Genomic DNA, 15239 nt, shown 5'->3' with positions numbered 1-15239 from the left:
GCCGTCTCGAAAAGGCTGCGGTGAACCGAGCTATACCCTTCGCCATGGAGTGGTACGGCTCACGACACATCTCCGACTTGGAACTTCGCACCTGGCTCGAGCAGCGCTTTGCGGCGCGCGTCTTCGCCATCAACCGCGAACCGGTCGCTGACGAGGTGTGGGTCGAATCGCATCCTCGAGGCGGCGGCGACTTCCCATGGCGGGTGGAGGTGTACCTGCCCGCGACGTCCCTTGAAGAGGAGCTGAGGCACGCCTCGGCATGTGCCCAGGACACGCGCTGCCACGTGCTCGCCTCGGACGAGCGCATCAGCCCCTATACGTTTGTCCTCCTGACACCGACGGGAGACATGCTGCACGTCGACGTCGAGACATCAGCGCTCGATGAGTCCGGCACGCTCATCATCGCCGGGCCCGCCTCGCATCCCGTGGGCCGCATCTCCAGCGCGACCCGTCTGGAGCCTGCCCTGCTCACGGAGAGACTCTCCCCGCTCCTGGGTGTTCCAGGTTCCCAGGCGCGCATGACGGAGAGCATCCGACCGCCACGGGAGCCTGCGTCCCCCTATGAGCACTCGCACCCCATCGTGGATGGCGTGCACTACAGATTCACCTACTCGGTCTCCATCGCCTGGGAGGCGCGACCATGGCGCTCGCTCCAACAGGAGGCCGAGGACTGGGAGCACGTCACGGCAAGGCTCGCGCGCCTGTACCGACAGCCGTTCTGCGCACACAGCGAACACCTGGAACAGGTCATCAACATCCCAGGGGGCAGCGACTCGGAATGCCGCTGCATCTGGCTGGATGGCGTGGGGCGGCGCGAAGTGCTCACCAAGCACAGACGCAGGGCTTGGTGATCACTTGCAGCAACGAAGGCCCGAGGCTACTGCGCCAGGTCCGGGCGGTAGGTGGCCAGGGTGCACCGCATGCGCTGTACCTGCTCCGCGGTGAAGCCCGTCATGCAGGTGTCGTCCGTCAGCTCCATGTAGTTCTGGATGGGCACCGGCACGCCGCCGCAGCTCGTGATCCCCGCGGTGCACCCCTTGTGGGAGGTGGCGTTGGGAGGGGTGTCGCAGATGCGGTCTCCGGTGGTGTAGCAGGCCGGCGCGGACGCCGTGCCGCATCCCGCGTAGTACGTGTGGAAGAGGCCCAGGTAGTGGCCCATCTCGTGCGTGACGGTGCGACCGGTGTGGTACGGCGGGAAAGGCCCCACCCGTCCGACGGCCAGCCAGTTGATGACCATCCGGTCCTGCGGCTGCCCCACGGCGGCCGAGGGATCCGCGGGGAGGAAGGGCACATACCCTCGCGAACCACCGGCGCTGTGGGTGTAGATGTTCACATAGCGCGCCGGGTCCCAGGCGCTGCTGAGCCAGTAGCTGCCCGAGTCCTGGTACCACGTCGTGTTGCAGTAACGCTGAATGCCCGTGGTCGGGTTGCCCGAGGGGTCCACGGTGGCGAGGAAGAACTCAATCTTGCTATCCACCCCACCCGCGCCCGGCGTGCCGGCCAGCGCGCGGAAGTCCTCGTTGAGGACCGCCATCTGGCTGTGGACCAACGCGTCCGAGACGTTGCCATTCACGCAGGCATTGTCCGCGACGACATGGACCACCACGGGAATGCGCAGCACCGCCGTGGGAAGCCACTGCGGGCCGGGGACCGTCGAGTCCATGGAGCAGTCGGAGGTTGTGGGCGCGAACTTCGCCACCCAGGAAGGCGCGGGCTCCGGAGCGGCACAGCCGTTGGCTTCGAACGCATGGGGAGGCCCAGACAGGAGGGCCAGGGCATGACCGACAATCAAATAGCCAAGTGTCATTTGAGGTCACGATACCGTGCAGGCTGACGGAAGCCACGGCCGTGCTGGATGGGCAGCATGAGAGGAATTGAATTCCAGACAAGTGCCTGCCCCATCGATCCGTGAGGCTTACGTCAGCGCGCCCTCGCAACACTGAAGGCACGCTTCCCGCCTCAGGAAGTGCGGCGTGCCCTATCGCCGTCCACGCCTGACGACACGCGCCAGCACGAGCAGGGACGTGGGGAACAACGCGGACGGACCGCCCTGGCACCCGCAGCCAGCCTCGGACGCCGGGGGCGCCTCCGCGCCGCCATCCACAGCGCCCGCGTCCCCTCCCGGCACACCTGAGTCCACCGTGGAGCCGCCATCCGCATTCGCGGAGCCGCCATCCTCTTCAGCGCTGGAGCCACCGTCCTCATCCGCGGAGCCGCCATCATCGTCCGAGGTTCCACCGTCCTCGTTCGCGGAACCTCCGTCCTCGTCCGGGTGGGCGCCCCCATCCACCTCGCCCGCGTCGGGAGTCCCCGCGTCCACGCGCATGCACTCACCTTGCTGGCAGGTGCCTCCACGGCACGCAGTTCCGTCTTCCGCGAGGTTCGAGGCGCACCTCCCCGTCTCCGAGCAGGTGGGCACGCGGCATTCCTCCGTCACCCAGCAGTCGTTGTCACCCCGGCACTCCGCACAGGCGAAGCCTTCGGCCTGACTCACGCAATAGGGCGCCGATGCTCCGCAAGGCGAGCAGGACTCCCCACAAGCATTCAAGGAATCACATCGCGCGCACAGCGCCGCGGCATTGCAACGGAAGCCCGCTTCGCAGCCGCCATTCCCAGGCGCATTGGCGGACTGGCGATTGCATTGGGCACACTCGGTGGAGACCGGGAAGGAAGGCCACCCCGACTCCGTCTGGTGGAACAGCTCGGGCGTCATGAGCACGAAACCCGCGGCATCCAGTCGGATGATGGGCGGTGTGGTCGCTTGTCGCTCGAAGTCAGCGAGGTCCCCGTCTCCGTCCCGGAGTGACAGCTCGAGGGCGGCGTGCTGACCGATGTTCGTGTAGAGCACCTCCACGCCGTAGAGCCCGGGCTGCTCGAACCGGACCGTCTTGGCGGCACGCCACGTCGGAAAACCAATCGTCGGCGGCCGGTTGATGAGCGGATGGTGCGCCTGATTGCCGTCGATGATCGTCAGGCTCACGGACTCATCCGCATAGAACCCGAACTGCAGGGACCTGCCGGCCATGTCGCTCGTCACCGCGAGGTAGCCACGCAGGCGCGTCGCGAAGGACGTGAGGTCATCGTTGTAGATGAAGCCACACCCGCCAGCGGGACAACCGGCGACAGCCCCCTGGAAATCGCCGTAGCTCAGCGTCCTTCCATCATTGAGGTTGTTGGACAGGTCCAGGGGCGTCTGCACCACGGAGTCAATGCGGCTGCCGGGGTCCGCATCCAGGAAAGCATTGATGCCAGGAATGTAGGCCCACTGGCTTTGAGGGAAGTCCGCCGCGGGACTCCGAGAGACTCTCGCCGCGGAGCAAAGGCCCACCCCCGGCGTCCCGGGCAGGGGCGCCACGGGACGGCCGCTGATGACCACCACCTGGGCACCCGCGGCCAGCGGAATGAGGAGACCCCACACCAGAAGCAAGAACATGCAAAGCGGGCGCATGCGCGCGTCTTACTTCCGGCCGGAGCACACCGACCAGTGAGCCAGAGATGACCCCCGCCACGCATGCGGCGAAGCCAGGCGCCAGGCCCGGGTTGGGCACTCGGACAGGCCGTTCGTGCGGCGTCGCACAGTGTCCCCCCCCGACCCCGAAACTGTTCAGGGTGCGGCCCCTCCCGCCATTCTAGGGGCGCACGCGGCCAGTGCCGGTGGTACAAGCCCCGGCCGTGAAAGCCCCCCCGACCCCCGCCCCGTCCGACGCCACGTTCGAATCCCTGGGCCTCAAGCCCGCGCTCGTCGAGGCCCTCAGTGCGCTTGGCTACGAGGAGCCCACCCCCATCCAGGCCGCGGCCCTCCCGCCGCTCCTGGGCGGGAAGGACCTGCTCGGCATCGCCGCCACCGGCACCGGCAAGACGGCCGCCTTCGCGCTGCCCCTGCTCAACCATGTCACGCCAGGTGCGTGTAAGCCCCACACCACGTCCGCCCTGGTCCTGGTCCCCACCCGCGAGCTGGCCATGCAGGTGTCCGAGGCCATCCACCGCTACGGCCAGAAGCTCGGCGTCTCCGTGCTGCCCCTGTACGGCGGGCAGGTCATCGGCCAGCAGCTCCGCGTCCTGAAGCGCGGCGTGGATGTCGTGGTCGCGACGCCGGGCCGTGCGCTGGACCACCTGCGCCGGGGCACGCTCCAGCTCGACGACGTGCGGATGGTGGTGCTCGACGAGGCCGACGAGATGCTCGACATGGGCTTCGCCGACGACCTGGAGGCCATCCTCTCCGGCACGCCCGAGGACCGGCAGACGGCCCTCTTCTCGGCCACCCTGCCCCCGCGCATCGCCAGCATCGCCGAGCGCCACCTGCACGAGCCCGTGCGCGTGAAGATCGCCCGCGAGAAGGTGGAACAGGGCGAGATGCCCCGCGTCCGCCAGACGGCCTACGTCGTCCCGCGCGCGTTCAAGATCGCCACGCTGGGCCGCCTGCTCGACGTGGAGTCCCCCACCGCCGCCATCATCTTCTGCCGCACGCGCACGGAGGTGGATGACCTCACGGTGTCGCTGAATGGCCGCGGCTGGCGCGCCCACGCCCTGCACGGCGGCATGACGCAGGAGCAGCGCGACCGCGTCATCAAGCAGCTCAAGTCCCAGGGCACCGACCTGCTGGTGGCCACCGACGTCGCCGCGCGCGGCCTGGACATCCCCCGCCTGTCGCACGTGGTGAACTTCGACGTGCCCAACGCGCCCGAAGCCTACGTGCACCGCATCGGCCGCACGGGTCGCGCCGGCCGTGAGGGCGTGGCCATCACCCTGGTGGAGCCGCGCGAGCACCGGCTGCTGCGCAACATCGAGCGCGTCACGGGCCAGCGCATCGAAGTGGCCACCGTCCCCACCGTCGCGGACATGCGCGAGAAGCGACAGGAGCTGCTCCGCGAGTCCCTGCGCGAGACGCTGGTGGCCGGTGAGTTCGACTCTCTCCGCAGCGTGGTGGAGGGACTGGCCAGCGAGTTCGACCCCATGGACATCGCCGCCGCCGCGGTGAAGCTCCTCCATGACGCCCAGGACGAGGGCCGTGACGCCGAGGAGACGGAGATTCCCGTCGTCGCGCCGCCGCAGGAGCGGAAGGACCGTCCGGGCGGCAAGTTCGGTGGTCCGTCGGGGCGGTCAGGACCGTCGGAGCGGGGCCCGAAGTCCCGTGGGGCGCCCCCGACGTGGGATGTCACCCGGCTGTGGATTGGAGCGGGCCGTCACGCGGGCATGCGCCCCGCCGACCTCGTGGGTGCCATCGCGGGCGAGGCGGGCGTCGAGTCCTCGAAGATTGGCGCCATCCAGATTGGCGACACCTTCTCGTTGGTGGAGGTCCCCGAGTCCGACGCCAACCGCATCATCGCCGCGCTGAAGAACGCCACGCTGCGGGGCAAGAAGGTGCTGGTCCGGAAGGACCGAAACTGAGCCCTTTCGGCGTCGCTTCGAAAGTGCCCACCTCGTGAGTGGGAGGATGACGAGCGAACCCGTCACGCTCACGAGGGGGGCTGTTATCCCTGGGCTCAGGCCGCGCGCTCGGACTCCGCGGTGACGGGCTCCGCCTTGGCCTCCGTCGTCGCGCGCCGGCGACGGGGGAAGAACCGGCGCCACGCCAGGGCGAAGCCGGTGTAGGTCAGGAACACGCCGCCCAGCGAGGCGATGGCGGCCACGAGCTGACCGATCAGCCCCAGCGCCTCGCCCGTGTGGAGGAAGCGGAGCCAGCTCCGTGCCTTGCGGCCACTGTTGTAGTCGGCATAGCCCTCCAGCTTCGCCACTTCGCCCGTGAAGGGGTTCAGCGACACCTGCTGAGACGAGAACAGGGGCCAGGCGTCCTTCTCACGCACGGAGAACGACACCGCGTCCACACCGTCCGCGTCGCCCTTGCCCCGGCCCCGCTTGCCCTGAGCGTCCGGCACTACGTCGGCCGGAGCCCCCTCGGCCTTCACCTGTGCCTCCGGCGCGCCCTCGCGGCCCCCTTGCCCCTTGCCCCCCGGCGCCTGCGCACCCGCCGGACGCGCGTTGCCACCGCCCAGGCGCAGCACGACGTACTCCCAGTTGGGCGACGTCTTCCGCGCCTCGGCCATGAGCTCGTCCAAGGGCTTGCGCGGCGTGGGCTCCGTGGGTGCCGGCACCTTCACCGACCCCGAACCCGGAGGCCCCTGCGTCGTGGGCGCCGGGCTGCCCATCACCGTGAACACCAGGTTGGACGCCCACTTGTACGAGATGACCATGCCCGACCCCGCGAGCACGATGATCACCGGCAGCGTCCAGAACCCGATGACGTTGTGCCAGTTCCAATCCCGCGCCTTGCCCTTCAACCCGCGCCGGAACCACAGCGACGGCCGCATCGCGCGCAGCGTCCACTTGCGCGGCCACCACAGGTACAGGCCGGAGATGGCCAGGAAGAGGAACACCGCGTTGCTCGCCCCAGTGATGGCCTTGCCCACGGGGCGGTTGTCACCGCTGGCCACGAGCCACCGGTGCAGCTCCACGTTCCACCTGAAGAAGCCCCGCACGCCCTCCGCCCCGTTGCCCAGCACCTCGCCCGTGTACGGGTGGATGAAGGTCACCGAGCCCCGGCCGATGTTCACGATCACCGACGACGCGGGATCCGGAAACACCGTCACCGCCGTCGGCTGTCCATCGGTCCGCACGGCGCGGACGCGCTCGACCAGGTCCTCCACCGGGAGCCGGGCCGCGCCGGGAGACGGCACCTGCACCGTCCGGATGTCGCGCTCCGCCCACTCGATGATCTGCTTCTCGAAGGCGATGACCACGCCCGTGAAGGACATGATGCCAATCACGATGCCCGCGGCGATGCCCGTGATGAGGTGAATCCAGAAGAGGATGTTTCGGAAAGTGCGCATGAGACGGCCTGTGCGCGGCCAAACCGCGCGCGACGACACTGGAGCGGACCCGGCGCGACCCCGCGCCGGCACTCACTTCAGCGAGAAATTGACGGGCACATCGATGATGACGCGCGCCAGCCGCCCCGAACGGCCGAGCGCCGGCGTGAAGCGCCACTGATTCACCGCGGCGATCGCCGCCGCATCCAACGCGGGCACCGAGCGCATCACCTTCGTGTGCTCCGGCTCCACGCGGCCATCCGTTCCAACGATGACGCGCACCACCACCACGCCCTCGATGTTCCGCTGCTTCGCCAGCCGCGGGTACTCCGGCGTCACCGCGCTGACCACCGTGGGAGGACGCATGACCTGCTTCAGGCTCAGCGCATCACCGGTGCCACCCACCGCCATGGAACCGACGATGCCGCCCTTCGTGCCACCCACGACCCCGCCGACCACGCCCCCCACCACCCCACCCATCGCGGACGCGGCGGCCGTGTCAGCGGGCGCCTGCGCGACTTCGGGCTCGGGCTCGGAGACAGGCTCCACGACGGGCTCGGGAGGCGTTTCCGGCTTCACCTCCGCCACGGGCTCCGGCTCCGGCCGGGTCACCGGTGCGGGCACCACGCGAGGCGTGGGCCGGGGGCGCGCCTGCCGCGGGACGTCGGCCTTCGCCGGCGCCTGCCGGAGCGCTCCACCTCCCGCGGGAGGCGGGGGCGGCGGCGCGGCGAGGGCCAGCAGCACCAGCTCCGGCTCCTCGACCACCACCCGCTTCGGCGCCTCCGACGACACCGACATCGCGGCCACGAGGACGCCCGCGTGGAGGACCACCGCCACGGCGCTCGCTCCGCTCCAGCGGCGGAAGAACCCCTCCGTCGCCGAGGACTCCCCCATGCGGAACAGCGCGCCGGAGGACGCCACCGCCGTCAGCCCCGTCACAGCAGGGGTCGGAGACGCGGGGTCGAAATTGAGAATCGTTCTCACTTTCACTTTCGCTGTGGATACCCCCCTCGCCTACGTGCGTCAACGCGCGCCGAGTAAATTTTCGCGCATGTGGAAACACGTCCGTCCGCCCGTCCACAGGAGACGGAGGCCCAACCCGCAGTGATGACAGGCGCTTAGAAGCGGCTGTAGCTCCAGCGCAAGGCCTTGCCCCCAGCGTACGGCATCACGCCATGGAACGGCCGCGGGTCCGCGTCGAACACCAGCGGCAGGAAGTGCCGGTCCCCATCCCAGAGGTTCAGCTTCGAGATGTCCGCCACTGGCACCCAGGACAGCGAACCCTCCGGGTTGCTCTCCAGCGGCGTGCCCTCGAAGCGGTCGATGCGAAACACGAAGCCCAGCCAGTCCTCGCCGTGCTTCCCGAAGCCGGGCCAGGACAGGGTGCCGCGGAGCACCATCTGCGTGCACTCGATGCCCGCCTCCTCGCGAATCTCCCGGCGCATGCAGGCGGCCACGTCCTCGTCGCGGTCCATCTTCCCGCCCAGGCCGTTCCACTTCCCGAAGTGGGCGTCGTCGGGGCGGGCGTTGCGGTGGATGAGCAGCACGCGCTGCCCGTCCGGAGACATGACGTAACCGAGCGTGCCGATGATCGGGGTGTAGGGCATGGGAGCGGCCTTCCGCGGTGCGGCATCCAAGCGCCAGCGCCCCCAGGGCACCGCTGGAATGCGACAAAGCGCGGCACTGTAGTTCATCCCCGGGCCCGCCAGGCCCCTCCTCGCCCCGCCCTCCGTGAAACATCGGGTGGGGACTTCCCTTTACGCCAGCCAACGCAGCGCGTTAGCGTGTTGCGACACAGCATTAATGACTACCCGCGTCGTCGGGTAAGGGGACCCTTGATGTCGAAGTCGGCATTCCGCCCCGGCCGGTACGGCCTGTATGAGCCGGACACCGAGCATGATGCCTGCGGCGTGGGCTTCGTCGCCCACCTGCGCGGAGAACGCTCGCGCGGCATCGTCGAGGACGCCCTGGAGCTCCTCAACCGGCTCAGTCATCGGGCGGCTGCTGGCAGGGACCCGAAAACGGGCGATGGCGCCGGCATCCTGGTCCAGCTCCCCCACCGCTTCTTCGAGCGGGAGTCCCCGAATTTCTCCTTCGCCCTCCCCCCGCGCCGGCACTACGGCGTGGGCCAGGTGTTCCTCCCTCCCGAGCCCGAGGCCCGGGCCGCCTGTGAAGCCGCCTTCGAGGAGGTCGTCGTACAAGAAGGCCAGCGCGTGCTCGGCTGGCGCGACGTCCCCGTGCATCCGGAGCACCTGGGGCCCGTGGCGCGCGAGGCCGCGCCCGTCATCCGCCAGATCTTCGTGGCGCGCCGGCGCGTGGTCCCCAGCGCCTTCGAGCGCAAGCTCTACCGCATCCGCAAGCTGACGGAGAACCTCATCCAGGCGCGCGGCGCGGACCCCAGCGGGCGCTTCCATGTGGCCTCGCTGTCGTCGGAGACGCTCGTCTACAAGGGGCTGATGTTGCCGGCGGACCTGCCCCGGTTCTACTCGGACCTGCAGCAGCCGGACTTCGTGAGCGCGCTCGGGCTGGTGCACTCGCGCTTCTCCACCAACACCTTCCCCACGTGGGAGCTGGCGCAGCCGTTCCGCTTCATCGCGCACAACGGTGAAATCAACACCATGCGCGGCAACCGGAACTGGATGACCGCGCGGCGCGGCCTGCTCCAGACGGCGCGTCTGGGCGGAAGCCTGGACGCGCTCCAGCCCATCATCGTCCCGGGCAAGAGCGACTCCGCGCAGTTCGACAACATGGTGGAGCTGCTCTATCTGGGCGGCCGCCCCCTGCCCCACGCGCTGATGATGATGATTCCGGAGGCGTGGGAGGGCGACACGCTGATGTCGGACGAGCGCCGCGCCTTCTACGAGTACTCCTCCGCGCTGCTGGAGCCCTGGGACGGCCCCGCCGCCATCGCCTTCACGGATGGGCAGCTCATCGGCGCCACGTTGGACCGCAACGGCCTGCGACCCGCGCGCTACCTCGTCACGGAGGATGACCGCATCATCCTGGCCTCGGAGATGGGCGTCATCGACGTGCCACCCTCGCAGGTACGACGCAAGGGCCGCCTGACGCCGGGCCGCATGCTGCTGGTGGACACCACCGAGGGCCGCATCCTGGAGGACGAGGACGTCAAGCGCGACATCACCACGCGCTGGCCGTACCGCCGCTGGCTCCAGCGCAACGTCTACACCTTCGACAACCTGCCCGCCGTCACGGCCCCCGTGCGGCTGCGCGGCGAGGAGCTGTGGCGAGCCCAGCGCGCCTTCGGCTACACGGCCGAGGACGTCCGCTCCGTGCTCACGCCCATGGCGGAGACGGGCAAGGAGCCCGTGGGCTCCATGGGCACGGACACGCCGCTGGCGGTGCTCAGCGACCAGGCCCCCAGCCTGTTCTCCTACTTCCATCAGCTCTTCGCGCAGGTGACGAACCCGCCCATCGACCCGCTGCGTGAGTCGCTGGTGATGACGCTGGCCACCGCGCTGGGCCCGGAGAGCAACACCTTCGAGGAGACGCCCGAGCAGTGCCACCGGCTGTCGCTGCCCGGCCCCATTCTCACCAACGGACAGCTCGCGCGGCTGGCGGCCATCAACGACGAGGGCATGTTCGAGACGCGCCGCCTGTCGCTCCTCTACCCCCTGGACGGCGGCGACGGCGCGCTCGAGGCGGCGGTGGAGAAGCTGTGCAGCGAGGCCGTGGAGGCGGTGGACGCGGGCGCCAGCATCCTGCTCTTGAGCGACCGGGGCGTGGACGCGGCGAACGCGGCCATCCCCGCGCTGCTGGCCATGTCCGCGGTGCACCAGCGCCTGGTGCGTGACGGCATCCGCATGTACGCGGGCCTGCTGCTGGAGACGGCGGAGGCCCGCGAGGTGCACCACTTCGCGTGCCTCTTCGCCTACGGCGCCGCGGCCGTGAATCCGTACCTGGCGCTGGACACGCTCCGGGCGCTGGCGGACGGCGGCGAGCTGGCCGTGGACGCGGAGAAGGCGCAGGAGCGCTTCATCAAGGCCGTGGAGGAAGGCCTGCTGAAGGTGATGTCGAAGATGGGCATCTCCACGCTCCAGTCCTACCGGGGCGCGCAGCTCTTCGAGGCCGTGGGACTCCAGCGCTCGCTGGTGGAGCGGCACTTCACCGGCACGGCGTCGCGCGTGGAAGGCGTGGGCCTGCCGGAGCTGGGCCGCGAGGTGAAGGAGCGCCACACCCGCGGCTTCGGCGCGGAGGCGGACGCGGAGGCCGGCATGCTGCCCGTGGGCGGCCAGTACCGCTGGCGCCGGCTGGGCGAGCGGCACAAGTGGAACCCGGCCACCATCGCCAAGCTCCAAGCGGCCGTGCGCTCGAACGACGCCGCCACCTTCGCGGAGTACTCGCGGCTGGCGGACGACGAGACGCGCGACCACTGCAACCTGCGCGGGCTGCTGGAGGTCGTGCACGAAGGCCGCACGCCGGTGCCGCTGGATGAGGTGGAGCCCGCGCTCAGCATTGCCCGGCGCTTCGTCACGGGCGCCATGTCCTTCGGCTCCATCAGCGCGGAGGCGCACGAGACGCTGGCCATCGCCATGAACCGGCTGGGCGGGCGCTCCAACAGCGGCGAAGGCGGCGAGGAGTCACGCCGCTTCACCCCCGATGAGAATGGCGACCTGCGCCGCAGCGCCATCAAGCAGGTGGCCAGCGCGCGCTTCGGCGTCACCACCGAGTACCTGGTCAACGCGGACGAGCTTCAAATCAAGGTGGCCCAGGGCGCCAAGCCTGGCGAGGGCGGCCAGCTCCCCGGCCACAAGGTGGACGAGCGAATCGCCCGCGTGCGCTGGTCCACGCCGGGCGTGACGCTCATCTCCCCGCCGCCGCACCACGACATCTACTCCATCGAGGACCTGGCGCAGCTCATCTACGACCTCCAGTCGGTGAATCCCTCCGCGCGCGTCAGCGTGAAGCTGGTGAGCGAGGTGGGCGTGGGCACCATCGCCGCGGGCGTGGCCAAGGCGGGCGCGAGCTGCGTGGTCATCTCCGGCTACGAAGGCGGCACGGGCGCCTCGCCGCTGTCCAGCATCCAGCACGCGGGCCTGCCGTGGGAGCTGGGCCTGGCGGAGACGCAGCAGGTGCTGGTGCACAACGGGCTCCGCTCGCGCATCCGCGTGCAGGCGGACGGTGGCATGCGCACCGCGCGCGACGTGCTGGTGGCCGCGCTGCTGGGCGCCGAGGAGTTCGGCATGGCCACCGCCAGCCTCGTGGCCGTGGGCTGCATCATGCTGCGCAAGTGCCACCTCAACACGTGTTCGGCGGGCATCGCCACGCAGGACGCGGGGCTGCGCGAGCGCTTCCAGGGCAAGCCCGAGGACGTGGTGAACTTCTTCCTCCTCATCGCGGAGGACCTGCGCCAGCGGATGGCGGCGCTGGGGGCCCGTACGCTGGAGGAGCTGGTGGGCCGAGTGGACCTGCTGAAGCAGCGCCCCGCCGTGGACCACTGGAAGGCGAAGCGCGTGGACCTGTCCTCGCTGCTCACCGCGCCGGCCGCGCCGGACAGCGAGCCCCGCCACTGCATCGAGCCGCGCATCAAGGACGTGTCCGACCACCTGGACCACCAACTGCTGCGCGACGCGGGCGCGGTGCTAGACGGGGGACAGCCCATGCTCCTCAACGTGCCGGTGGCCAACGTCCACCGCGCCGTGGGCGCACTCCTGTCCGGAGAGATTGCCCGTCGTCACGGAGGCCAGGGCCTGCCGGACGGCCGGCTCCACGTCCGGATGAAGGGCTCCGCGGGACAGAGCTTCGGCGCGTTCGTGGTGAAGGGCGTGACGCTGGAGCTGGAGGGCGACGCCAACGACTACGTGGGCAAGGGCCTGTCCGGTGGACGCATCATCGTCTACCCGCCGCAGGCCAGCCGCTTCACCCCCGAGGAGAACGTGCTGGTGGGCAACACCGCGCTGTACGGCGCCACGGCGGGCGAGGTGTACCTGCGCGGACTCGCGGGTGAGCGCTTCGCGGTGCGCAACAGCGGCGCGCAGGCCGTCGTGGAAGGCGTGGGTGACCACGGCTGCGAATACATGACGGGCGGCGCGGTGGTGGTGCTGGGCCCCACCGGGCGGAACTTCGCGGCCGGCATGAGCGGCGGCATCGCCTACGTGCTCGACCGCGAGCAGTCCTTCCGGCAGCGCTGCAACCTGGAGATGGTGGAGCTGGAGTCGCTGGTGGACGAGTCCGAAATCTGGCTCGTGCACGGCATGGTGGAGCGGCACCTGCATCACACCGGCAGCGCGCTGGCGCGGCGGGTGCTCGACAACTGGGAGCTGATGGTGCCGCGCTTCGTGAAGGTGATGCCCACGGACTACAAGCGGGTGCTCCAGGCGCGGCGGGCCGCGCGCAGACCGCCCGAGTCCACATCAGCGGCGCCGGCACAGTCCGCGGCGGGGAGGGCCTGAGCCATGGGCAAGCCAACGGGATTCATCGAGTGGGAGCGCGTCCACGCCGACAAGCGGGACACGACGGAGCGGCTCAACGACTGGCGCGAATTCGCCCTGCCGTTGTCCGCCGACGAGGCGAAGCGGCAGGCCGGGCGCTGCATGGACTGTGGCGTCCCCTTCTGTCACCAGGGCTGTCCCCTGGGGAACCTCATCCCCGACTTCAACGAGGCCGTGTATCGCGGGCGCTGGCGCGAGGCGTATGACTTGCTCAGCCGCACCAACGGCTTCCCGGAAATGACGGGGCGGCTGTGCCCGGCGCCGTGCGAGGCCGCGTGCGTGCTCGCCATCGACCGGGACCCGGTCACCATCGAGCAGATGGAGAAGGAGATCTCCGAGCGCGCCTTCGCGGAGGGCTGGGTGAAGGCCCGGCCTCCGGCGCGGCGCACCGGGAAGACGGTGGGCGTGGTGGGCTCGGGCCCCGCGGGACTGGCGGCGGCCGCGCAGCTCAACGCGGCGGGACACACCGTCACCGTGTATGAGCGGGACGCTCGGGCCGGAGGCCTGCTGCGCTACGGCATCCCCGACTTCAAGCTGGAGAAGTCGGTGGTGGACCGGCGCCTCGCGCTCATGGAGGCGGAGGGCATCACCTTCGTCACCGGCGTGGACGTGGGCGGCGCCGTCAGCTACCGCGAGATGCGCGCGAAGCATGACGCGCTGGTGCTGGCCCTGGGCGCGCGCCGGCCTCGCGAGCTGGAGGTCCCCGGCCGCGAGCTCACCGGCGTCATCCAGGCCATGACGTACCTGGAACACCAGAACCGGCTCGTCTCGGCCCACGGAGAGAAGGACCCGGCGCTGGACGCGGCCGGCCGGCACGTGGTGGTGCTGGGCGGCGGCGACACGGGCTCGGACTGCCTGGGCACCGCGCTGCGCCAGGGCGCCAAGAGCGTGCGGCAGGTGGAGCTGCTCCCCGCGCCGCCCGCCGTGCGGGCCGAAGGCAACCCGTGGCCGAGGTGGCCGCTCATCTTCCGCACCTCCACGAGCCAGGAGGAAGGCGGCGAACGCAGGTTCGCGCTGATGACGAAGCGGCTGACGGGCACCGAGGATGGGCGGCTCCAGGCGCTGCACGCCGTGGAGGTCGAACTGCAACCCACGGCCGGCGCCCTGCCCCGCATCATCGAGCGGCCCAGCTCCGACGTGACGTTCGAGGTGGACATGCTCGTGCTGGCCATGGGCTTCACCGGACCGGAGACGGGCCCCCTGTCCGAAGAACTGGGCGTGAAGCTGTCCCCCCGGGGCACCGTGCAGGTGGACGCGCGCTTCGCCACGTCGGCGGAGGGCGTGTTCTGCGCGGGCGACGCGAGCCGGGGCGCGAGCCTCATCGTCTGGGCGCTCTCGGACGGCCGCGAGGCCGCGAAGGCCTGCGACGCGTACCTGTCCGGCGGCCGGTCCGTGCTGCCCACCCGGGGCGCGGACTGCGCCTTCTGAGCGACGGGGAACACCCGAGTCGTCCACGAGGACGACTCGGGAATAAGCCGAGGGCCCAGGGGTTGGAACGGGTTCAACCCGAAACTCCTTTCACAAGGAGGCCCGTGACATGACCAGCGAACAGCCCCTCATCGTGACCGAGACCGACCTGGAGCGCCTGCGCCAGGTGGTGGACCACAACGGAGGCGGCCGTACGGCCGAGTTCGCGGAGATGCTGGACGCGGAGCTGACGAGGGCTCGCGTCGTCGCCTCGGCAGCCGTGCCCCCCGACGTCGTGACGATGAACAGCAAGGTCGTCTTTGAAGACGAGCAGTCGGGTGAGCGCCGCGAGGTCACCCTCGTCTATCCGCGCGACGCCAGCAGCGACAACGGGCGCATCTCCGTCCTGGCCCCCATTGGCAGCGCCCTCATCGGCCTGTCCGTGGGCCAGTCCATCACCTGGCCCCTGCCGGGCGGGCGCAGCAAGCGCCTGCGCATCGTCGCGGTTCCCTACCAGCCCGAAGCCGCGGGCCACTACCACCTCTGAGTGGAAGTCCCTGGACGGCACCGTGCGTCC

The 15239-nt window shown here is 70.1% G+C and carries 10 protein-coding genes; 5 read left to right on the top strand and 5 right to left on the bottom strand.

Annotated elements, in window-relative coordinates; genetic code table 11:
* The first annotated feature begins 20 nt into the window (after positions 1–20).
* On the top strand, positions 21–851 hold the full coding sequence (locus A176_RS14435) for a hypothetical protein (RefSeq protein ID WP_144429542.1): 831 nt from the start codon (positions 21–23) through the stop codon (positions 849–851).
* Between the two features lie 26 nt (positions 852–877).
* On the opposite strand, the gene A176_RS14430 is transcribed toward A176_RS14435, so the two are convergent.
* Together A176_RS14430 and traA are read right to left on the bottom strand one after the other, a co-directional pair.
* On the bottom strand, positions 878–1807 hold the full coding sequence (locus A176_RS14430; RefSeq protein WP_044889171.1) for a zinc metalloprotease: 930 nt from the start codon (positions 1805–1807) through the stop codon (positions 878–880).
* Positions 1808–1978: 171 nt separating this feature from the next.
* The gene (traA, locus tag A176_RS14425; protein WP_021780959.1) at positions 1979–3433 is read right to left on the bottom strand and encodes an outer membrane exchange protein TraA family protein; all 1455 of its coding nucleotides are present in this window, start codon (positions 3431–3433) and stop codon (positions 1979–1981) included.
* A gap of 239 nt (positions 3434–3672) precedes the next feature.
* Here traA and A176_RS14420 point away from each other — a divergent pair, with 239 nt between their 5' ends.
* Complete coding sequence (locus tag A176_RS14420; protein WP_002640360.1) at positions 3673–5388, top strand: DEAD/DEAH box helicase; 1716 nt, start codon at positions 3673–3675, stop codon at positions 5386–5388.
* A 95-nt stretch (positions 5389–5483) separates the two neighbouring features.
* Here A176_RS14420 and A176_RS14415 read toward each other — a convergent pair whose 3' ends face one another.
* From A176_RS14415 to A176_RS14405, 3 genes are all read right to left on the bottom strand, one after another.
* Positions 5484–6827 (bottom strand): PepSY-associated TM helix domain-containing protein, encoded by a 1344-nt coding sequence (locus A176_RS14415; RefSeq protein ID WP_002640361.1) that lies wholly within the window; start codon positions 6825–6827, stop codon positions 5484–5486.
* A gap of 72 nt (positions 6828–6899) precedes the next feature.
* Positions 6900–7790: a TonB family protein gene (locus A176_RS14410; protein WP_226994314.1), complete on the bottom strand. Its 891-nt coding sequence runs from the start codon at positions 7788–7790 to the stop codon at positions 6900–6902.
* Between the two features lie 134 nt (positions 7791–7924).
* Positions 7925–8413: an NUDIX hydrolase gene (locus tag A176_RS14405; RefSeq protein ID WP_002640732.1), complete on the bottom strand. Its 489-nt coding sequence runs from the start codon at positions 8411–8413 to the stop codon at positions 7925–7927.
* Between the two features lie 231 nt (positions 8414–8644).
* Between A176_RS14405 and gltB the strand changes: the two genes are divergently transcribed.
* The 3 genes from gltB (at position 8645) to rnk (ending at position 15209) form a co-directional block, all read left to right on the top strand.
* The gene (gene gltB / locus A176_RS14400; RefSeq protein ID WP_044889169.1) at positions 8645–13216 is read left to right on the top strand and encodes a glutamate synthase large subunit; all 4572 of its coding nucleotides are present in this window, start codon (positions 8645–8647) and stop codon (positions 13214–13216) included.
* 3 nt (positions 13217–13219) lie between these two features.
* Entirely contained in the window at positions 13220–14683 is a 1464-nt protein-coding gene (locus tag A176_RS14395) for a glutamate synthase subunit beta (RefSeq protein WP_002640735.1), read from the top strand.
* Positions 14684–14792: 109 nt separating this feature from the next.
* Entirely contained in the window at positions 14793–15209 is a 417-nt protein-coding gene (rnk, locus tag A176_RS14390; protein ID WP_002640736.1) for a nucleoside diphosphate kinase regulator, read from the top strand.
* Positions 15210–15239 lie beyond the last annotated feature (30 nt).

It is taken from the genome of Myxococcus hansupus (assembly GCF_000280925.3).
In the GTDB taxonomy this organism is placed as follows: domain Bacteria; phylum Myxococcota; class Myxococcia; order Myxococcales; family Myxococcaceae; genus Myxococcus; species Myxococcus hansupus.
This window is presented reverse-complemented; position numbering and strand designations above follow the sequence as displayed.